Annotated in this window: 17 protein-coding genes and 2 pseudogenes; 12 read left to right on the top strand and 7 right to left on the bottom strand. The window is 61.9% G+C overall.

Annotation, left to right across the window (positions count from 1 at the left end):
- The first annotated feature begins 27 nt into the window (after nt 1-27).
- From C2U37_RS06585 to C2U37_RS06565, 5 genes are all read left to right on the top strand, one after another.
- Complete coding sequence (locus C2U37_RS06585; RefSeq protein ID WP_104452047.1) at nt 28-1,524, top strand: CoA-acylating methylmalonate-semialdehyde dehydrogenase; 1,497 nt, start codon at nt 28-30, stop codon at nt 1,522-1,524.
- A gap of 83 nt (nt 1,525-1,607) precedes the next feature.
- The gene (locus C2U37_RS06580; protein WP_104452046.1) at nt 1,608-2,336 is read left to right on the top strand and encodes a glutamine amidotransferase-related protein; all 729 of its coding nucleotides are present in this window, start codon (nt 1,608-1,610) and stop codon (nt 2,334-2,336) included.
- 153 nt (nt 2,337-2,489) lie between these two features.
- Nucleotides 2,490-3,461, top strand: a complete 972-nt coding sequence (locus tag C2U37_RS06575; RefSeq protein ID WP_104452045.1) for a LysR substrate-binding domain-containing protein — start codon at nt 2,490-2,492, stop codon at nt 3,459-3,461.
- 60 nt (nt 3,462-3,521) lie between these two features.
- A complete protein-coding gene (locus tag C2U37_RS06570) occupies nt 3,522-4,361 on the top strand; it encodes a PfkB family carbohydrate kinase (RefSeq protein ID WP_104452044.1) in 840 nt (279 codons plus the stop codon).
- Between the two features lie 275 nt (nt 4,362-4,636).
- A complete protein-coding gene (locus C2U37_RS06565; RefSeq protein ID WP_010672499.1) occupies nt 4,637-5,089 on the top strand; it encodes an Rrf2 family transcriptional regulator in 453 nt (150 codons plus the stop codon).
- Between the two features lie 52 nt (nt 5,090-5,141).
- Here the strand turns inward: C2U37_RS06565 and C2U37_RS06560 are convergent.
- Nucleotides 5,142-5,366: pseudogene (locus C2U37_RS06560) on the bottom strand (4Fe-4S dicluster domain-containing protein); the annotation flags it as partial.
- Nucleotides 5,367-5,455: 89 nt separating this feature from the next.
- Between C2U37_RS06560 and C2U37_RS06555 the strand changes: the two are divergent.
- Entirely contained in the window at nt 5,456-7,069 is a 1,614-nt protein-coding gene (locus C2U37_RS06555) for an IS1634-like element ISAs25 family transposase (protein WP_049636888.1), read from the top strand.
- A 19-nt stretch (nt 7,070-7,088) separates the two neighbouring features.
- On the opposite strand, the pseudogene C2U37_RS06550 reads toward C2U37_RS06555, so the two are convergent.
- Nucleotides 7,089-7,382: pseudogene (locus C2U37_RS06550) on the bottom strand (4Fe-4S dicluster domain-containing protein); the annotation flags it as partial.
- A gap of 137 nt (nt 7,383-7,519) precedes the next feature.
- On the opposite strand from C2U37_RS06550, the gene C2U37_RS06545 reads away from it, so the two are divergent.
- Together C2U37_RS06545 and rmuC are read left to right on the top strand one after the other, a co-directional pair.
- Nucleotides 7,520-7,735, top strand: a complete 216-nt coding sequence (locus C2U37_RS06545) for a hypothetical protein (RefSeq protein WP_010672501.1) — start codon at nt 7,520-7,522, stop codon at nt 7,733-7,735.
- Entirely contained in the window at nt 7,732-9,063 is a 1,332-nt protein-coding gene (gene rmuC, locus C2U37_RS06540; RefSeq protein ID WP_104452043.1) for a DNA recombination protein RmuC, read from the top strand. The genes C2U37_RS06545 and rmuC overlap by 4 nt, the downstream gene beginning before the upstream one ends.
- An 82-nt stretch (nt 9,064-9,145) precedes the next feature.
- Here rmuC and C2U37_RS06535 read toward each other — a convergent pair whose 3' ends face one another.
- The 5 genes from C2U37_RS06535 to def all read right to left on the bottom strand — a co-directional run bounded on the left by C2U37_RS06535 (nt 9,146) and on the right by def (nt 14,955).
- Complete coding sequence (locus tag C2U37_RS06535; RefSeq protein ID WP_010672503.1) at nt 9,146-10,588, bottom strand: TrkH family potassium uptake protein; 1,443 nt, start codon at nt 10,586-10,588, stop codon at nt 9,146-9,148.
- Between the two features lie 93 nt (nt 10,589-10,681).
- Nucleotides 10,682-12,058, bottom strand: a complete 1,377-nt coding sequence (gene trkA / locus C2U37_RS06530) for a Trk system potassium transporter TrkA (protein ID WP_010672504.1) — start codon at nt 12,056-12,058, stop codon at nt 10,682-10,684.
- A gap of 74 nt (nt 12,059-12,132) precedes the next feature.
- Nucleotides 12,133-13,425, bottom strand: coding sequence for a 16S rRNA (cytosine(967)-C(5))-methyltransferase RsmB (gene rsmB / locus C2U37_RS06525; protein ID WP_104452042.1), 1,293 nt, complete (start codon nt 13,423-13,425; stop codon nt 12,133-12,135).
- Between the two features lie 60 nt (nt 13,426-13,485).
- Entirely contained in the window at nt 13,486-14,430 is a 945-nt protein-coding gene (gene fmt / locus C2U37_RS06520) for a methionyl-tRNA formyltransferase (RefSeq protein WP_104452041.1), read from the bottom strand.
- A 12-nt stretch (nt 14,431-14,442) separates the two neighbouring features.
- The gene (def, locus tag C2U37_RS06515) at nt 14,443-14,955 is read right to left on the bottom strand and encodes a peptide deformylase (protein WP_010672507.1); all 513 of its coding nucleotides are present in this window, start codon (nt 14,953-14,955) and stop codon (nt 14,443-14,445) included.
- A 108-nt stretch (nt 14,956-15,063) separates the two neighbouring features.
- Here def and C2U37_RS06510 point away from each other — a divergent pair, with 108 nt between their 5' ends.
- From C2U37_RS06510 to C2U37_RS06495, 4 genes are read left to right on the top strand one after another with little or no spacing between them, the layout of a single operon-like run.
- The gene (locus C2U37_RS06510) at nt 15,064-16,152 is read left to right on the top strand and encodes a LysM peptidoglycan-binding domain-containing protein (RefSeq protein ID WP_039039523.1); all 1,089 of its coding nucleotides are present in this window, start codon (nt 15,064-15,066) and stop codon (nt 16,150-16,152) included.
- Nucleotide 16,153: 1 nt separating this feature from the next.
- Nucleotides 16,154-17,269, top strand: coding sequence for a DNA-processing protein DprA (gene dprA, locus C2U37_RS06505; RefSeq protein ID WP_069784173.1), 1,116 nt, complete (start codon nt 16,154-16,156; stop codon nt 17,267-17,269).
- A complete protein-coding gene (locus tag C2U37_RS06500) occupies nt 17,262-17,735 on the top strand; it encodes a DUF494 family protein (protein WP_010672510.1) in 474 nt (157 codons plus the stop codon). The genes dprA and C2U37_RS06500 overlap by 8 nt, the downstream gene beginning before the upstream one ends.
- Nucleotides 17,736-17,790: 55 nt before the next feature.
- Nucleotides 17,791-18,348 (top strand): DNA topoisomerase family protein, encoded by a 558-nt coding sequence (locus tag C2U37_RS06495; RefSeq protein ID WP_042015238.1) that lies wholly within the window; start codon nt 17,791-17,793, stop codon nt 18,346-18,348.
- Nucleotides 18,349-18,440: the final 92 nt, after the last annotated feature.

Here is an 18,440-nt window from a genome sequence, read left to right as displayed (position 1 = left end):
GGACGGATGACCCATCACGGAGGATTTATGAGTTACAGGATCGACAACTTCATCGACGGCGAGACGACCGAGAGTCGCAGCGAGCGTTTCGGTGCCATCTTCAATCCGGCCACCGGCCAGCAGCAAGGCTCCGTCGTTCTCAGCACGGCCGACGAGTGTGCCGAGGCGATTGCCTGCGCCGAGCGCGCCTTTGGGGAGTGGTCCCAGACCCCGCCCCTGGTGCGGGCCCGGGTGCTGTTTCGCTTCAAGGAGCTGATGGAGCAGCACAGGGACGAGCTGGCCCAGCTCATCAGCCGCGAGCACGGCAAGGTCTTCTCCGACGCCCAGGGGGAGCTGACCCGGGGGCTGGAGGTGGTGGAGTTTGCCTGCGGCATTCCCCATCTGCTCAAGGGGGAGCACTCTCTCAACGTGGGCCGCGGGGTGGACAGTCACTCCATGATGCAGCCGGTGGGGGTCTGTGCCGGCATCACCCCGTTCAACTTCCCTGCCATGGTGCCGCTCTGGATGTTCCCGGTGGCCCTGGCCTGCGGCAACACCTTCATCCTCAAGCCCTCGGAGAAGGATCCGTCCCTCTCCCTGCGCATGGCCGAACTGCTCAAGCAGGCGGGCCTGCCGGATGGGGTGCTCAACGTGGTCAACGGCGACAAGGAGGTGGTGGACGTGCTGCTGACCGACCCGAGGGTCGGTGCCGTGTCGTTTGTCGGCTCCACCCCCATCGCCCAGTACATCTATGCCACCGCCTCGGCCCACGGCAAGCGGGTGCAGGCCCTGGGCGGCGCCAAGAACCACATGGTGGTCATGCCGGATGCCAATCTGGATCAGGCGGTTTCCGCCCTGATGGGGGCCGCCTATGGTGCGGCGGGCGAGCGTTGCATGGCGATCTCGGTGGCCGTGGTGGTGGGTGACGAGACAGCCGATGCCCTGGTGGCGAAGCTCTCTCCCCTGGTGGCGGCCCTGCGGGTCGGCCCCGGCCTCGGTCAGAGTCCGGAGAACGAGATGGGGCCCCTCATCAGCCGGGAACACCTGGCCAAGGTGCGCGGCTACGTGGATCAGGGGGTGGCCGAGGGGGCCGAGCTGGTGGTGGATGGCCGGGGTCTGAGCCATGGCGAGGGCTACTTCATCGGGGGCAGCCTGTTCGATCGGGTCGGCCCCGAGATGCGCATCTACCGGGAGGAGATCTTCGGCCCCGTGCTCGCCATCGTGCGGTCCCTGGACTACGAGACGGCCCTGCGCCTCATCAACGAACACGAGTACGGCAACGGCACCGCCATCTTCACCGGTGACGGAGATACCGCAAGGGACTTCACCACGCGGGTTCAGGTCGGTATGGTAGGGGTGAACGTTCCCATTCCGGTGCCCATGGCGTTTCACAGCTTCGGTGGCTGGAAACGGTCCATCTTCGGGCCGCTCAACATGCACGGGCCGGATGGGGTGCGCTTCTACACCCGGATGAAGACGGTGACCGCCCGCTGGCCCCAGAGCCTGCGCGCCGGCGCCGAGTTCTCCATGCCGACCATGAAGTGAGCCGCCGGCTCGCTGCCATGGCTTTAATCTCTTGCCCCCGCAGGCCGCCGGTCTGCGGGGGCGCTTCTGTCAAGGAGTAACAGATGCGACTGGGTATTCTCGATTGTGACCGGCTGGACCCCGATTTGGTGGGGGATTTTGGTCCCGTTTACTCCGAGATGTTTATCAAGGGTTTCCGGGCGTTGGCCCCCGAGCTGGAATTTCGGGTCTGGTCCGCCCTCGACGGCGATCTGCCCCTGGATCTGACCGAATGCGATGCCTGGCTCATCACCGGCTCGCGTCACGATGCCTACAGTGACATCCCCTGGATCCTGGCGCTGCGCGACTGGATCCGCCGGGCCCACGATGCCAACGTCAAGCTGGCCGGGGTCTGCTTCGGCCATCAGGTGATCGCCCAGGCGCTGGGAGGGGAGGTAATGAAGTCCACCAAGGGATGGGGGCTGGGGGTGTCTGTCCATGCCATGCAGATGACAAAACCCTGGATGGCGCCGGGGCTGGACACCATCCGCATCCTGGCAAGCCACCAGGATCAGGTGGAGCAGCTTCCGCCGGGGGCGACCCTGCTCGCGGGCAACGACTTCTGCCCCAACTTCATGTTCCTGCAGGGGGATCACATCGTCGCCATCCAGGGGCACCCGGAATTCTCGGTGGCGTACAACCGGGCCCTGATCGAGCGGCGACGGGACAGGCTGCCCGATGCACATTACCAGAGCAGTCTCTCTTCCCTGGAAGGGGAGGTGGATTCCGCCACCATGATGCAGTGGCTGCTGCAGTTCCTCGGCATCCTGCCGATCGGGGCCGACGCGCGCTGAACCCCGTTTGTCATATCCACCGCGCTGATGCTAGATTTTGTAGCAAAATGAAGGATCAAGCGGCGATATGCCCAGTCCGGATGATACACTGGCCGCCATTTTTGGCGGCCTAGTCCATCGACGAGCGCCGCGTCAGTCTGTGAGGGGGCAACCTTGAAACTACAGCAGTTGAAGTATCTGATCGCGGTGCGGGACCACAATCTCAACGTCTCCGTTGCCTCCGATGCGCTCTATACCAGCCAGCCTGGGGTGAGCAAGCAGATCGGCTTGCTGGAGAGCGAGCTGGGGGTGCGCATCTTCGAGCGCCGCGGCAAGCACCTGCACCGGATCACCCCGGTGGGGGAGGAGATCATCAAGTGTGCCGAGGCCATGCTCAATATCGAGAGCAAGATCAAGGCCATCTCCCGGGAGTACCTGGATCCGACCGTGGGCACCCTCAACATCCACACCACCCACACCATCGCCCGTTACCTGTTGCCGAAAAGCGTCACCTACTTCACCAAGAAGTACCCCAAGATCTCGTTCCACCTGCACCCCGTGATGTCCGCCACCAAGGAGCAGATCAGCAAGGGATACTCGGATTTTTCCATCGTGGCCCACGAGATAGGCTTCGACAAGGAGCTGATCGCGCTGCCCGCCTACCTTTGGACCCTCTCCCTGGTGGTGCCGCAGGATCACCCCCTGGCCAAGGTGAAGAAGCCGACCCTGGAGCAGCTCTGCCAGTACCCCATCCTCAGCTACGAGAGCGGTGCCACCGGGCGCCAGGTGCAGGACAAGGTGTTTCAGGCGGCCGGCCTCACCCCCAACTACTACATGACGGTGATGGATGCCGGTGTCATCAAGCGCTACGTGGAGCTAGGCTTTGGCATCGGTATCATCTCCTCCCTGGTTGCCAACGATAGCGATGCCCCCGGCCTCGTGGCCATCAATCTGGAGCACCTGTTCGAGCCCTGCCCGGCCCAGATCTGCTTCAGCAAGAGCATCCTCTTGCAGAACTACATGTATGACTTCATCAGCTCCTTCTCCCCCCATCTCACCAAGGAGATGATCCAAAACGTGATGCAGCAGCCGACCCAGGCGCGCATCGACGAGCTGCTGTCAGGGGTGGAGCTGCCCGTCTACTGATCCCGCTTCCGTTTCTGTGCCGGCACCCCGGGGTGCCGGCCTCCTCCCGCCGAGGTTTCCATGTCCCGCATCCTGCTGCTCGCCAATCTCAACTGTGATCATGTGCTCTCCCTGGCCGAACCCCTGGTGGCGGGGGCGCGGCTGCAATACGTGGATCAGGGGCGCAGACTCGGCGGCGGCGCCGCCAATACCGGCATCGGACTGGTGTGGGCGGGGCACGAGGTGATCATCGCCTCCCGGGTCGGGCTGGACGACACCGGTGACTGGCTGCTGGAGCAGGCGGCCTCATACGGCCTGGATTGCAGCCATGTGGAACGCTTTGGCGGCGAGACCGGCGAGCTGCTGGTGCTGGTGGACGCCACCGGTGAGCGCACCATCCTCAGGCGCCCACGTCGTCCGGATCTGCCGGGGGATCTGCCGACCGAAGGGGTGGACTGCCTCTATGTGAACTATCCGGGTACCGCCATCGTGGGCTACATGCGCCAGATGCTCGCCAAGAGTTTCGTGGTGGCCCAATATCCCAAGGGGGGGCAGGCCCGCCGCCCTTGCCACGTGCTGGTGGCCTCCCGCACCGATCTCGGCGAGGTGAGCGACCCCTGGCAGCATGCCCGCCAGCTCGCGGGGGATCAGCTCGAATGGCTGGTGCTGACCGAGGGCAAGGCGGGCGCCGTGGCCATTCACGGGGAGGAGCAGGTCAGGGTGGCGGCGCGACCGGTCTCCGTGGTGGATACCACGGGGGCGGGGGATGCCTTCGCGGGCGGCCTCATCCACGGTCTTGCGCGGGGCATGGCCATGGCCGATGCGTTGCAGTGCGCCGTGGACTGGGGCGCCTTCGCGGTGGCCTCCGAGAGCTCCATCCCCTCCCAGGCGCTGCGCAACTGGCTGAAACAGCCCCACTGAACTCGCCGGACAACGGCTCCGGCGATGGCAGAGGAGGTGGGGGTTTGTCGACGGAAACCGCCAAAACCCCTCGCTGAGGCGGCAAGTTTGCGATCAATCAAAGAAAGTGTCGATTTATGTACATCTTCGTCGACACCCGCCCGGGCTGCTCTTACCCTTGTGACTTCACGACTCGGTCGAAGAAGCCCATCCCGTGCGCACGCATGTGCAGACCCCCTCTTTGGCCACCGGCTGTCGTCCTGATTTCTGGCTTGTAGTAAGAGGCAAGTGCGACCATGCAACTGACACGATTTACCGACTACGCCCTGCGTACCCTGACCTTCCTGGCCATCCAGCCCGGTGATCGCCTGTCGACCATCACGGAAGTGGCCGACACCTTCGCCATCTCCCGCAATCACGTGGTCAAGATAGTGCATCAGCTCGGCATCAAAGGTTACATCGAGACGGTGCGTGGCAAGCATGGGGGCATACGCCTCGGCCGTGCCGCCGTCTCCATCAACCTGCGCGATGTGGTGATGGACATGGAGCACGTGCTCTGCCCGGTGGACTGCAAGCGCGAAAACTGCCGTCTCTCCGGGGGCTGCCGCATCCAGGGCATTCTGCGCCGCGCCATGCACGCCTTCCTCGAGGTACTGGGGGAGTACACTTTAGCGGATGCGGTGCGGGATCCCACTCGTCTGTGCCACCTTCTCGGCATAGAGCAGGATAATATTCTGACCATGGCATGATGCCACGGTGAATGACAGAGGGGCCTGCGGGCCCCTCTGTCATTGCCAGCGATCAGAGCTGGGGCACAAGGGTGATGGCACCGTGCAGACAGGCGAGGCCGCAAGCGCCGCAGCCATCGCAGGCGGCCATGTTGACGGTTACTCCCTCGTTGCCGACCTTGATCGCCTGCTGGGGGCAGGCATCTTCACACAGCAGGCAGTAGTAGCCCTGACGGGCCTGGCAGCTCGCCTCTATCCTGACCCGGGTCTGCACCTGGCGGCCGAGGCAGAGATCCAGCCGTCATTCCGCACCTGATTTTGCTATTTTCAGTGCTTGACGGCGATCGGCCGTTCTGATCTATTACTCTCTTTTGCAGGTAGATCATCATGGCCGCACCCGCTATCTCGATCCGTAACCTCGATCACCTTGGTTTGGTCGCCGCACTCTGCCAGGAACTGGGCATTGCCCGCATGATCGATGCCTTGCTCCCCAAAACCCCGCCTTTCAAGGTCTCACATGGTGAAGCCTTGGTCGCCATGATAGTGAACGGCCTCGGCTTTCACAGCAGCACCCTGCACATGTTCCCGCAATTCTTCGCTAACAAGCCGGTTGAGCGCCTGATTGGCCCCGGGATCTGTGCTGATGACCTCAATGATGATGTGCTCGGTCGCTGTCTCGATGCCCTCTTTGAGGCCGATGTCAGCGCCTTGTATCAGGTGATGGCGGCGCAAGTTGTCGAGCGGCTGGGGCTCAAAAGCACCGCAGTGCACCTCGATATTACCAGCTTCCACGTCGATGGCGCCTATGACTGTGCCGATGGGGATCTGGTCGGTAAGCTGCAACTGGTGCGTGGTTATAGTCGTGATCACCGGCCAGAGCTGAATCAAGTGATCCTTGAGCTCATCTGTGAAAATCAGGCCGGCCTACCTGTCTATATGCAGGCCCTGAGCGGCAATAGTAATGACACCAAAGCCTTTGCCCAGACCGTTCGTCGCCATTTGAGCAGTCTCAAGGCCGCGCAGGAGTGCCGTTATCTGGTCGGCGATGCCGCACTGTACTGCGCCGATACCTTGCAATTACTGGCGCAACAGCAGCAACTATTTGTGACCCGGGTGCCCGTCACTCTCAATGAGGCAAAGCAGGCCGTGGCAACCATAGGTGCACAACCGCTGACCGCTCTGGGCAATGGCTATCATGGCCGTTGGCAACACGCGAATTATGCCGGGGTCGCGCAACGTTGGTTGCTGGTGCGCAGCGAACAAGCCAGCCACCGCGAGCAGCAGACATTGGCCAAAAACCTGCTCAAAGACAGTACCCGCGAGCTCAAAGCCTTCGCCAAATTGTGTGCCCGACGCTTTGCTTGTGAGGCGGATGCCCAAGCTGAGTTGAGCTGTTTTACCGCCAGCTTGATGCTGCTGCAACTGGATGCCGAAGTGGTAGGTGAACCCGTTTATACAGGACGTGGCAGACCCAAGCGTGGCGAAGAGCCAATTGGCCATCAGTTTCAAATCACTGGGTTGGCGGCAACTAGCCTGGCTTGCGTTGAAGAGGCCCACAACCAGACCGGGGTGTTCATCCTGGCGACCAATGACCACAGCGATACGCTGACCATGGCCGAACTTTTGGCCACCTATAAAGCGCAGCAGAATGTCGAACGGGGCTTTCGTTTTCTCAAGAGCCCGGAGTTTTTAACCTCCTCACTGTACCTGAAAAAGCCGGAGCGGATTGAAGCGTTGCTCATGGTGATGACCTGTAGCCTGATGATTTACGCAGCGTTGGAGCACCGGATCCGGCAGGGATTAGTGGAGCAGAATCGCAGTGTGGCGGATATGAAAAAGAAACCGACCCAGCAGCCGACGGCCCGTTGGATCTTTTTGCGCTTTGGTGGCATCCATGAATATCGACTGGGAGAAGCTCCGCCACAAGTAACGGAGCTAACAGGAGACCAGCAGATCATTTTGGAGGTATTGGGTGAGCGCTATCGGCAAATTTATTCCTAAATCAGGTGCGGAATGTCGGATCCAGTGCGCCCGTGGGGCAGGCTCTGGCGCAGCTGCCGCAATAGCTGCACTGGCCACAGGCGAGATCCAGCACTGGGGTACCGGCGATGGGGCTGCCGTCATATTCGGGGCGATCGGCGGGCTTGATGAGGCCGTTGGGACACGCCTTGAAGCAGTCGCCACAACGGGTGCAGAGGGTGAGGAACTGGGACTCGTCGATGGCCCAGGGCGGGCGTGCCTCATGGCAGACCACCTCGGGTCTGCGGGGGCTCCCCCATGCGTGTGCCAGCCAGCGACAGAAAAAATGCGTCATGCCCACCTCTATACCTATTAGGGGTTAATTTTATCCAGTTTTGGGCCGGCAAGCCAGAGAATAGCGGCGGGCAGGATCGCAAGCCGGGTTGCCCTTGTGTAAGCTAGGCGGGTCTTTTTGCGGGATTGAATGAACTCATGTGGCTATTTCTGTGGCGTGCTTCTCTGCTCTATGTCTTCCCCCTGCTGATGTGGGCCTACTGCCATCTCAAGGGTATCGAGTTCAGTGAACTGGATACCGGGGTCAACAGCCACAAGTGGGTGGTGCTGGCGGCCTATCTGCTCTATGTGCTGATCTGGTTGCTGCTCAACCGCTATCTCGAACTCTTCCTGCGCCAGCGGGGGCGCCGATGACCCCGCTGCTGACCTGGTGGCCTGCCATGCTGGTTGGCGGGCTGGCGCTGCTGTTCGGCTGGTGGTGGGGGCGACGCAGCGGCCGTGAAGAGGCGCTGCTGCTGGAGGAGCGTCATCAGGGGTTGCAGGATCGCTGGGACGCGCTGCAGGACGAGAAGATGCTGGCTCAGCAGAAGCTGGATCAGCAGCAGACCCTGCTGCTCAAGCTCACCGCCCGTCTCAAGGAAGCCGAGGCGACCCTGCGCAGCGAGCGCATCGCCAGCGCCGAGAAGCTGCAACTGCAACAAGAGGCTGAACAGCGCCTCAGCCAGCAGTTCGAGAACCTCGCCAATCGTATCTTTGAACAAAATGCTGGAAACTTCCGCGAACTGAATCAGAACAGCATGGATCTCCTGCTGACTCCACTCAAGGAGCAGCTCGAGGGTTTTCGCCGCCAGGTGGGAGAGACCCACGCCCAGGAGACGGCCCAACGCCACAACCTCAAGTTCGAGCTGGAGCGCCTTGCCGAGCTCAACGCCCGCATGACCGAAGAGGCGGCGGCGCTGACCCGGGCCCTCAAGGGCGACAGCAAGCAGCAGGGCAACTGGGGGGAGGTGGTGCTGGCGCGGATCCTCTCCGAGTGCGGCCTGCGCGAGGGGCATGAGTACCACACCCAGGTCAACATCGAGGTGAACAAGGGCAAGCGCTACCAGCCCGACGTCATCGTCCACCTGCCCCAGGAAAAGGACATCATCATCGACGCCAAGGTGTCGCTGACCGCCTATGAGCGCTGGTACAACGCCGCTGACGATCTGGAGAAGGCGGTGGCGCTCAAGGAGCACGTCGCCTCGGTGCGCAACCATATCCGCGAGCTGGGCCGCAAGGATTACCAGCAGTTGCCCGGGGTGCGCACCCTGGACTATGTGCTGATGTTCGTGGCGGTGGAGCCTGCCTTCCTCGCTGCCCTGGAAGCAGACCCTTCCCTGGTGCGCTACGGGCTGGAACACAACATCCTGCTGGTGAGCCCTACCAACCTGATGGTGGCGCTGCGCACCATAGAGAACCTGTGGCGCTACGAGCGGCAGAACCAGAACTCGCGCCAGATAGCGGAGCGGGCCGGCCGCCTCTACGAGAAGCTGCGGCTGTTCGTGGAGGAGATGCAGCAGATGGGGGGCAGCCTGCACAAGGCGCAGGAGAGCTACGACAAGGCGATGGGCCGGCTGGTCAACGGTCGTGGCAACCTGATCGCCCAGGCCGAGCGCTTTCGCGAGCTGGGGGTCGAGGTGACCAAGCCCTTGCCGGACGCGCTGGTGGACCGGGCGTTGGAGCGGGAGGAGTCGGCGGACTGAGGGGAATCGTCATTCGCCGGGACAACGAAAAGGGCAGCCATTGGCTGCCCTTTTCGTTTCATGCAACAGCCTGGACGGCTGCTTATTGCTTCCAGAAGGAGGGGAAGAAGAGCACCGCCACCGTCAGGATCTCGAGGCGTCCCAGCAGCATGCCGAACGACAGTATCCACTTGGCCGCATCCGGCAGACTGGCGAAGTTGGTGCTGGGACCGATGACAGGCCCCATGCCCGGGCCCACGTTGGCCACGGCGGTGATGGAGCCCGAGATGGCGGTCAGGGGGTCCAGCCCGATGGCGGCGAGCAGGGCGGCGATGAGCAGGATGATGGCGAAGTAGACCAGCACGAAGGAGATCAGGGAGCGGATGATGGCGTCGTTGACCGGACGGCCGTTGTACTTCTGGGGAAACACGGCGGAGGGGTGCATCAGCTGGCGCATCTGTTTCTTGAACAGGGCGAAGGCCACCTGGACCCGGAAGATCTTGAGCCCGCCCGAGGTGGAGCCGGAGCAGGCGCCGAGTGCCAGCAGGATGATGAAGATAATGGTGGTGAGCGGGCCCCAGGTGCCGAAGTCGCCGAGTCCGAAACCCGTGGTGGTGAGCACGGAGACGATATTGAAGCTGCTGATGCGCAAGGCATCCATGAAGCCGTAGATGTCTCTCACCCAGAGATAGAAGGTGACGACCAGGGTCACCCAGACGATCAGCCAGAAGAAGCCCTGCACCTGGGCATCCTTGAACAGGCTGTTGTCACGGCGGGAGAGAGCCTGCACATAGAGCAGGAAGGGCAGACCGCCGAGGAACATGAAGAGGGTGCCTATCCAGTGCGCCGCGTGGGAGAAGTGGGACATGGATTGATCGGAGGTGGAGTAGCCGCCGGTGCTGAGGGTCGTCATGGCGTGGTTGACCGCTTCGAACAGGTTCATGCCACTCACCCAGTAGGCGAGGAAGCAGAGCATGGAGAGCACCAGATAGACCAGCACTATGTTGTTGGCCACCGTTTTGGCGCGGGGGGCGCTCTTGTCGGACCAATCGGAGCTCTCGGTCTGGAACAGCTTCATGCCACCGACGTTGAGGTAGGGCAGCACCGCCACCGCCATCACGATGAAGCCGACCCCGCCCAGCCACTGCAGGATGGATCGCCACAGCAGGATGCTGTGGGCCATGCCGTCCAGCCCCGACAGCACGGTGGATCCCGTGGTGGTGACCCCCGACATGGTCTCGAAGTAGGCGTCGGCAAAGTCGATATGGGTGATGAAGACGAAGGGCAGGGCCCCGAAGACGCAGGCGACCACCCAGACCGAGGTGGTGAGCAGGAACATCTCCCGCACGCCGAGGTGAAACTCTGCCTTGCGACCGTAATGGAGGCAGAGCAGGGCGGCACCATGGGTGATCAAGACCGACTTGAGAAATTCGACGAAACCTTCCGAACCGGTCAGCAGGGCCAGCAGGGTGGGCAGCCACATGAAGAGCGCCAGCTTGGAGAGCACCAGCCCGAGCGTGAAGACGATGGGATGCAGCTTGATCATGCAAGAAAACCTGGTCGTTGATTGAAAAAAGACCCGGACCTTTCCTGAGAAAAGGGGCCGGGTCCGGATACCGTTGCCAGAGACATGGCCGGCTTACAGGAAGAAGGGACTGGGCTGGAACAGACGCTCCACTTCCGGGATGTACTTCTTGTCCACCAGGAACATCACCACGTGGTCATCCTGCTGTATCTGGGTGCGATCGTGGGCGATCAGCACCTCATCACCGCGCACCACTGCGCCTATGGTGGTGCCCGGGGGCAGCTTGAGCTCGCCCACTGTCTTGCCCACCACCTTGGAGGTGTTCTCGTCCCCGTGGGCGATCGCCTCGATGGCTTCGGCCGCCCCGCGGCGCAGGCTGTAGACGTTGGCGATGTCGGCACGGCGCACATGGGTCAGCAGGGCCGAGATGGTGGCCTGCTGGGGGGAGATGGCGATGTCGATGGAGCCGCCCTGTACCAGGTCCACGTAGGCGCCGCGCTGGATCAGCACCATGGTCTTCTTGGCCCCCATCTTCTTGGCGAGCAGGGCCGACATGATGTTGGCCTCATCCTCGTTGGTCACCGCGATGAAGACGTCGATCTGGTCGATGTGCTCCTCCGCCAGCAGCTCCTGATCCGCCGCATCGCCGCAGAAGACGATGGTGTGTTCCAGGTGTTCTGAGAGCTGCTCCGCCCGCTTCTGGTTGCGCTCGATGAGCTTGACGCTGTAGCGCTTCTCTAGCTGGCGGGCAAGGCCGGCGCCGATGTTGCCGCCGCCGACGATCATGATGCGCCGGTAGGGGCTCTCGAGGCGTTGCAGCTCCGACATCACGGCGCGGATATGGCCCGCCGCGGCCACGAAGAACACCTCGTCATCGGCTTCGATGATGGTGGTGCCCTGGGGGCGGATGGAGCGCCCCTGGCGGAAGATGGCGGCGACCCGGGTTTCGATGTTGGGCATGTGTTCCCGCAGGGTGGAGAGCGCATTGCCCACCAGGGGGCCGCCGTAATAGGCCTTGACCGCCACCAGGCCCACCTTGCCGTCGGCAAAATCCACCACCTGCAACGCCCCCGGATACTCGATCAGGCGACGCACGTAGTCGGTCACCAGCTGCTCGGGGGCGATCAGGTGATCCACGGGGACGGATTCGGGCAGGAACAGGCGATCCCGCTCCACCAGATAGGCGGGGGACCGAATGCGCGCCACCTTATTTGGGGTGTTGAACAGGGAGTAGGCGACCTGGCAGGCGACCATGTTGGTCTCGTCGCTGTTGGTGACGGCGACCAGCATGTCGGCATCCTGGGCGCCGGCTTCGCGCAGCACCCTGGGATGGGCGCCGTGGCCGTTCACCACCCGCAGGTCGAATTTGTCCTGCAGTTCGCGCAGGCGCTCGCTGTCGGTGTCGACGATGGTGATGTCGTTGTTCTCGCCGGCGAGGTTCTCGGCCAGGGTGCCACCCACCTGACCTGCGCCCAGAATGATGATTTTCATAAGGCCATCTTACTCAAGGTTGTTGCTTCGTAATGAGGCGGCCCGTCACCGGGCCTGCCATCCGCCGGTTTGGCCTACAGCTTGATGAGCTTGGCATAGTAGAAGCCGTCCATCTCCGCCTCGCCGGGCAGGAACTGGCGACCCGGACAGGCCGGGGTGTCTTCTGCATGCAACGGTACCAGGCGGGCATTCGGGGTATCGGCCAGGAAGGCGCGGATTTGCTCCCGGTTCTCTTCCGGCAACACGGAGCAGGTGGCGTAGAGCAGGGTGCCGCCCTGCTTCAGCTTGCCCCAGAGGGCATCGAGAATGCGGCGTTGCAGCTCGGCCAGTTCGCGGATGTCCTGATCCCGGCGCAACCACTTGATGTCGGGGTGACGACGGATGACGCCGGTGGCGGAGCAGGGGGCATCCAGCAGGATGCGGTCGAACTGCCCCTGTGGCCACCACAGATCCGGCGTGCTGGCATCACCGTGGATCACTTGGGCCTGAAGGCCGATGCGATCCAGGTTCTCCTGCACCCGCTTGAGGCGGTTGTCGTCGGCGTCGACGGCAACCACGCCGGCAAGGGCCGGCTGGCGTTCCAGCAAATGGGCGGTTTTGCCGCCGGGGGCGGCGCAGGCGTCCAGCACCCACTCGCCTGGCTGGGGATCGAGCAGGGCGGCGGCCTGCTGGGCGGCACCGTCCTGCACCGAGCAGTCACCCTGCTCGAAGCCGGGCAGCTTTGTCACGTCGCAGGGGCGCTCCAGCAGGATGCAATCTTCCCCTTCCACACCGGCCATGGCCGGGATGCCCGCCTCGCTCATGCGGGCCAGCATGGCCTCGCGGCTCTGGCGCTGGCTGTTGTTGCGGATCCACATGGGCGGGCGCTGGTTGTTGGCCTCCATGATGAACTCCCAGTCATCGGGATAGGCCTGACGCAGGCGCTTGGTGAGCCATTCGGGGTGGCCGAGGCGGACGCTGGGAACGCGGTCGATGCGCAGCAGGATCACTTCGGCGCTGCGCTGGAAGTTGCGCAGTACGCCGTTGATGAGGCCGCGCAGAGAAGAACCCTTGAGCAGCTTGACGGCGTTGACGGTCTCGGCCACGGCGGCGTGAGCCGGAATGCGGGTATAGATGAGCTGGTAGAGGCCGACCAGGATGAGGTAGTGGAAGATGCGGCTCTTGTTCTTGAGCGGCTTGTCCATCATCTCGCTGACCGCCGCATCGAGACGGGGCAGCCAGCGCAGGGTGCCGTAGCAGAGTTCTTGCAGGAGGGCGCGATCGCGAGGGGCGACCTTCTCCTGGGCAGCAGGCAGAACGGCGGAGAGAGATTGACCCTGATCCAGCACCTGTTGAATGACGAGAGCAGCCTGTGCGCGTGTTTTCATAGCGTTACCTTAGATGCACAAGTCGGGGCCAGGGCCCCGCTTGTGTCAATTCAATCCAGATCAAATCAGTTGCGTGCCAGGTTCAAACCAGTCGCGGCGAGAGTTGAGCAGATCCGAAACGGACATGGCCTTCTTGCCGGGAGGTTGCAGGGTCAGCAGGCGCAGCACGCCCTGACCGGTGGCAACCTCGATCCCCTGCTTGTCGGCCTTGAGCAGGGTGCCGACTGCCTGGCCGTGATCTTGTGCGACGACCTCGGCCTGCCACACCTTGACGGTCTGGCCGGCGACTTCAAACCAGCTGATGGGCCAGGGGTTGAAGGCACGGATGCAGCGTTCGATGGCAACGGCGTCCATCGACCAGTCGATGCGGGCCTCTTCCTTGGAGAGCTTCTCGGCGTAGTTGGCCAGCGCATCGTCCTGGGGCTCGGCAGCGGTGTCGCCGGCAGCCATGGCGTCCAGGGTATCGACCAGTGCCTGCGGGCCCAGACCGGCCAGCTTGTCATAGAGGCTGGCAGAGGTCTCATCACTGGCGATGGGGCAGGTTACCTTGCGGATCATGGCGCCGGTGTCCAGCCCCACGTCCATCTGCATGATGGTGACGCCGGTTTCGGCATCCCCTGCCCAGATGGAGCGTTGAATCGGGGCGGCACCGCGCCAGCGCGGCAGCAGGGATCCGTGCACGTTGATGCAACCCAGACGCGGCGTATCGAGCACCGCCTTGGGGAGGATGAGGCCATAAGCCACGACGACCATCAGATCGGCACCCAGAGCAGCCAGTTCGGCCTGCGCCGCTTCATTGCGCAGGGAGGCAGGTTGATAGACCGGCAGATCGTGGGCCAGCGCCAGCTCCTTGACCGGGCTGGCGGTGAGCTTCTGGCCGCGACCGGCGGGCTTGTCCGGCTGGGTATAAACGGCGACGACCTCGTGGCCGGAAGACAACAACGCCGCCAGATGACGGGCGGCGAAGTCGGGGGTACCGGCAAAAATCAGTTTCAGCTTGTTCAATGGAGCGGATCCTCAGAGGACTTTGCGATCTTCACGGGCCATCTTTTCCAGCTTCTGACGAATGCGCTGGCGCTTGAGCGGGGACAAGTAATCCACAAACAGCTTGCCGACCAGATGATCCATCTCATGTTGTATGCAGATGGCGAGCAGATCGTCCGCTTCCAGCTCGAAGGTGTTGCCGTGACGATCTTGCGCCCTGACCTTGACCCACTCGGCGCGCGGAACCAGAGCACGGTTGCCGGGCACGGAGAGGCAGCCCTCTTCGATGCCGGTGCTGCCGGACTGCTCCAGGATCTCTGGGTTGATCAACACCAGCTGTTCTTCGCGGTTCTCGGAGACATCGATGACGATGATGCGCTGATGAATGTCGACCTGGGTCGCGGCCAGGCCGATGCCTTCCTCCGCGTACATGGTTTCGAACATATCATCTACAATGTGTTGTAACTCGGGTGTAAAGGCTTCGACAGGGGCCGCGACTGTGCGCAGACGCTCATCGGGGAAACGCAATACATCTAGAATGGCCATAATTTTTTCTTTAGTTTCATATAAACGCAGTCAATATTGACGTAATTCTAGTCATTTACGCCGACAAAAAACAGCAACACTTTGCGTGCAGAAGTAACAGGGAGTGTTATGTATCTGAAGCAAATCGTCGTCGCCTGCCTGGCGACAGCCCTGGCCGGTGGCGCCATGGCACAGCAGTTGACGCTCAAATCCGGTTACCCCGAGACTTATGTGGTGCAAAAAGGGGACACCCTCTGGGATATCTCGGGCCAGTATCTGGCCGAACCCTGGCTCTGGCCACGCCTCTGGAACATCAATCCGCAGATCGCCAATCCCCACTGGATCTATCCCGGTGACGTGCTGCACCTGAGCTGGGTCAATGGTGAGCCTCGGCTCGGCAAAGCCAATCAGGGGGGCAAGCAGGTCATCCGTCTCTCACCCAAGAACCGCTATGAAAACAAGGCCAATCCCATACCGACCCTGCCTCTGAGCGAGATAGCGCCCTTCCTGCAGACCGACCACATTCTGGCCAACAGCCAGCAGAGCAAGGACCTGCCCTATGTGCTCGGCAACAATGACAAGCATGTCGGGATGCTGGAGGGCGACATTCTCTATGTGAAAGGAGCCCTGAACCCGGGCCAGAGTTATGGCCTCTATCGCCCGGGGGTGGCATACAAGGACAAGCATACCGGCGAGTCGCTCGGTCAGGAGGCAATTTTTGTCGGCACGGTGCGGGCAGAGGAGTACCTTGCCCACGACACCACCAAAGTGACGCTGACCCATAACCGGCGTGAGGTGTATCAGGGCGACAAGGTGATGCCGCTGCCGTCGCAGGAGAGCATCTCTGCCGTGTTCATGCCAAAGGCGGCACCTTCCATTTCCCCCGGCTATGTGATCGAGCTGCCGAGCAAGGTACATGGTGGGGGCAAGTTTGATGTGGTACTCATCAACAAGGGGGAGCGTGATCAGGTGGCCCCGGGCGATGTGCTCGAGATCCTGCGCCCGGGAGCCGAGATGGTGGACAAGAATGGCAAGGTGTCATACCGGGAATATTCATCCGTCTATGACAAGGCGTTCTATTCTGCCGGCAAGTCATCGCTGCCTGCCGAGGCTGTTGCCAGAGTCATGCTGTTCAAGGTCTACGACAAATTGAGTTACGGTCTTATCCTGCAGAGCCAGGATCTGGTCGGATCTGGTTATCAGGTCAGTAATTTCTGACGTGTCCTTGCCACTGGAGCGGTTGTCGCTATGGCTGACGCTGGATGCCGTTACAGGCATAGGCCCGGTCACCGCCGCTCGCCTGTTGGCTCATGTGGGTGGTGACATCACAACTCTGTTTGACTCAGACGATGGCGCCCTGCGAGCTCTTGGTCTGCAGAGTGTCCAGATTCAGCAGATGAGATGGCCTCTTCCTGTCGTGGAGCAGGGATTGAGCTGGGCCGCCGAGCCCGGCAATCACCTCCTCTGTCCCGATGACCCCGCATATCCTGCCCTGCTCAAAGAGATCCCCGGCGCCCCGCTCTTGCTTTACTGCCGCGGGAACGTCTCATCCCTCTCCCTGCCACAGTTGGCGATGGTGGGTACCCGCCACCCCACCTATGCCGGCAAAGACAATGCGACACGCTTGTGTGCCGAGTTGGTGGGCTGTGGTCTGGCGATCACCTCCGGCCTCGCGTTGGGCATCGATGGCGTCTGCCATCAGCAGGCGCTGGCATCGGGCGGAATCACCCTGGCGGTGCTGGGATCCGGTCTGGATTGTCTCTACCCCAAGCGTCATCAGGGGTTGGCGATGCAGATCCTCGAGCAGGAAGGTCTGCTTGTTTCCGAGTTGGCGCCCCAGCAAGGCCCCCTGGCTGAACACTTCCCTCGCCGCAACCGTATCATCAGTGGTCTGTCGCTGGGGACACTGGTGGTGGAAGCGGCAGAACAGAGTGGTTCGCTCATCACGGCCCGTTATGCGCTGGAGCAGGGCCGCGAGGTCTTTGCCGTTCCCGGCGCCCCGCAAAATGCACAGGCAGCAGGGTGCAACCGTCTGCTTCAACAGGGTGCCAAGCTGGTCTTGAATGCCGCCGATATCCTGGAAGAGTTTCCAAGGCTGGTCTTGCCCCCCGGACCCGCCAACGGTTCTTCCGAGGCGCAGCATAATAGCGAATTGCCTTATGCCGATTTGTTGGATAACGTAGATTATGAGACCACGAGCGTGGATACCGTTGCCGAACGGGCCCGGCTTCCTGTCGATGTCGTACTGGGCAGGTTGGTAGAGCTGGAGCTGGTTGGTGCAGTGATGGCGGTAGCCGGTGGATACGTCAGAGCGAGGAGGGCGAATCATGTTTGATGTATTGATGTACCTTTTCGAGACCTACATCCACAGCGATGCAGATGTGATGGTCGAGCAGGATGAACTCACCGACGAACTGAGCCGGGCCGGTTTCGACAAGGACGAGATCGAGAAAGCGCTCAACTGGCTGGAGCGACTGGCCAACCTGCACGACAGCGAGCGGGAAGTCTATGTCACCGCAAGCCAGCAGGGCTCTATGCGGATCTATGCGCCGCAGGAGCTGGTTCGCCTCAGTACTGAATGTCGCGGTTTTCTGCTGTTCCTGGAGCAGGCGCAAGTGCTGAATGCCGAAACCCGTGAAATCTGCATCGAACGGTTGCTCGAGCTGGACAAGCCGGACATCGAGCTGGACGATCTGAAGTGGGTCGTCATGATGGTGCTGTTCAATGTGCCAGGCAGTGAAAACGCCTACCAGCAGATGGAAGAGCTGGTGTTTGACGAGTCGGACGGCGTCATCCACTGACAGCCCGGTGCCGCGCTGGTAGAATTCAGGCCATCTGGATTTCAAGGCGCGGCCTATGTCAAAGATCGATCACCACCTCTTCTCTGCCCACGAACATGCCTTCGAGCGCGAGCCGTGTCCGCAGTGTGGTGCTGAACTGGTGATCCGCCAGGGCAAGCACGGTCCCTTCCTTGGTTGTTCAGCCTATCCCGCTTGCGATTACATTCGCTCCCTCACCCCCTCTGGCCGCGATATAGAGAAAGTGCTCGAGGGGTCGTCCTGTCCGGATTGTGGCCATCCACTTGCCATCAAGAAGGGTCGTTACGGTCTGTTTGTGGGATGTACCCAGTACCCGGCCTGTCAGCATATCGAGTCCCTTCAGGAGAGTGACGATACCCAAATCCTCTGCCCGGAGTGTGGCAAAGGTCATCTGGTGAGCCGCACGTCCCGTTATGGCAAACAGTTCTACTCGTGTGACGCCTATCCTCACTGCAAGTATGTGGTGAATGACAAGCCGGTTCCCATGCCCTGTCCCGAGTGTGGCTGGGGCATCATGATCGAGAAGAAGGTGCGGGGGAACCTGCGCTGGGTCTGCCCGCAAAAGAAATGCTCCCACCAGATTGAGCGGGTATAATCTCGCCGCCCATGATCAGGCAGGCGGATTGCTGGTCAGCGTGAGGTTGTGAGCCGATGCACATCGCCCAACTTGCCCTGATCCTGACCTGA

Origin of the sequence: Aeromonas sp. ASNIH1, assembly GCF_002934285.1 — a bacterium.
In the GTDB taxonomy this organism is placed as follows: Bacteria; Pseudomonadota; Gammaproteobacteria; order Enterobacterales; family Aeromonadaceae; genus Aeromonas; species Aeromonas caviae.
Note: the sequence above shows the minus strand (reverse complement) of the source record. Positions and strands in the feature narration are given on the sequence as shown.

Coding starts and splice junctions, on each gene's coding strand:
- C2U37_RS06565 (WP_010672499.1), top strand. CDS start 4,637: ATGCAACTGACACGATTTACCGACTACGCCCTGCGTACCCTGACCTTC.
- C2U37_RS06500 (WP_010672510.1), top strand. CDS start 17,262: ATGTTTGATGTATTGATGTACCTTTTCGAGACCTACATCCACAGCGAT.
- C2U37_RS06585 (WP_104452047.1), top strand. CDS start 28: ATGAGTTACAGGATCGACAACTTCATCGACGGCGAGACGACCGAGAGT.
- C2U37_RS06535 (WP_010672503.1), bottom strand. CDS start 10,588: ATGATCAAGCTGCATCCCATCGTCTTCACGCTCGGGCTGGTGCTCTCC.
- C2U37_RS06580 (WP_104452046.1), top strand. CDS start 1,608: ATGCGACTGGGTATTCTCGATTGTGACCGGCTGGACCCCGATTTGGTG.
- C2U37_RS06495 (WP_042015238.1), top strand. CDS start 17,791: ATGTCAAAGATCGATCACCACCTCTTCTCTGCCCACGAACATGCCTTC.
- rsmB (WP_104452042.1), bottom strand. CDS start 13,425: ATGAAAACACGCGCACAGGCTGCTCTCGTCATTCAACAGGTGCTGGAT.
- trkA (WP_010672504.1), bottom strand. CDS start 12,058: ATGAAAATCATCATTCTGGGCGCAGGTCAGGTGGGTGGCACCCTGGCC.
- rmuC (WP_104452043.1), top strand. CDS start 7,732: ATGACCCCGCTGCTGACCTGGTGGCCTGCCATGCTGGTTGGCGGGCTG.
- def (WP_010672507.1), bottom strand. CDS start 14,955: ATGGCCATTCTAGATGTATTGCGTTTCCCCGATGAGCGTCTGCGCACA.
- C2U37_RS06570 (WP_104452044.1), top strand. CDS start 3,522: ATGTCCCGCATCCTGCTGCTCGCCAATCTCAACTGTGATCATGTGCTC.
- C2U37_RS06545 (WP_010672501.1), top strand. CDS start 7,520: ATGTGGCTATTTCTGTGGCGTGCTTCTCTGCTCTATGTCTTCCCCCTG.
- C2U37_RS06510 (WP_039039523.1), top strand. CDS start 15,064: ATGTATCTGAAGCAAATCGTCGTCGCCTGCCTGGCGACAGCCCTGGCC.
- C2U37_RS06555 (WP_049636888.1), top strand. CDS start 5,456: ATGGCCGCACCCGCTATCTCGATCCGTAACCTCGATCACCTTGGTTTG.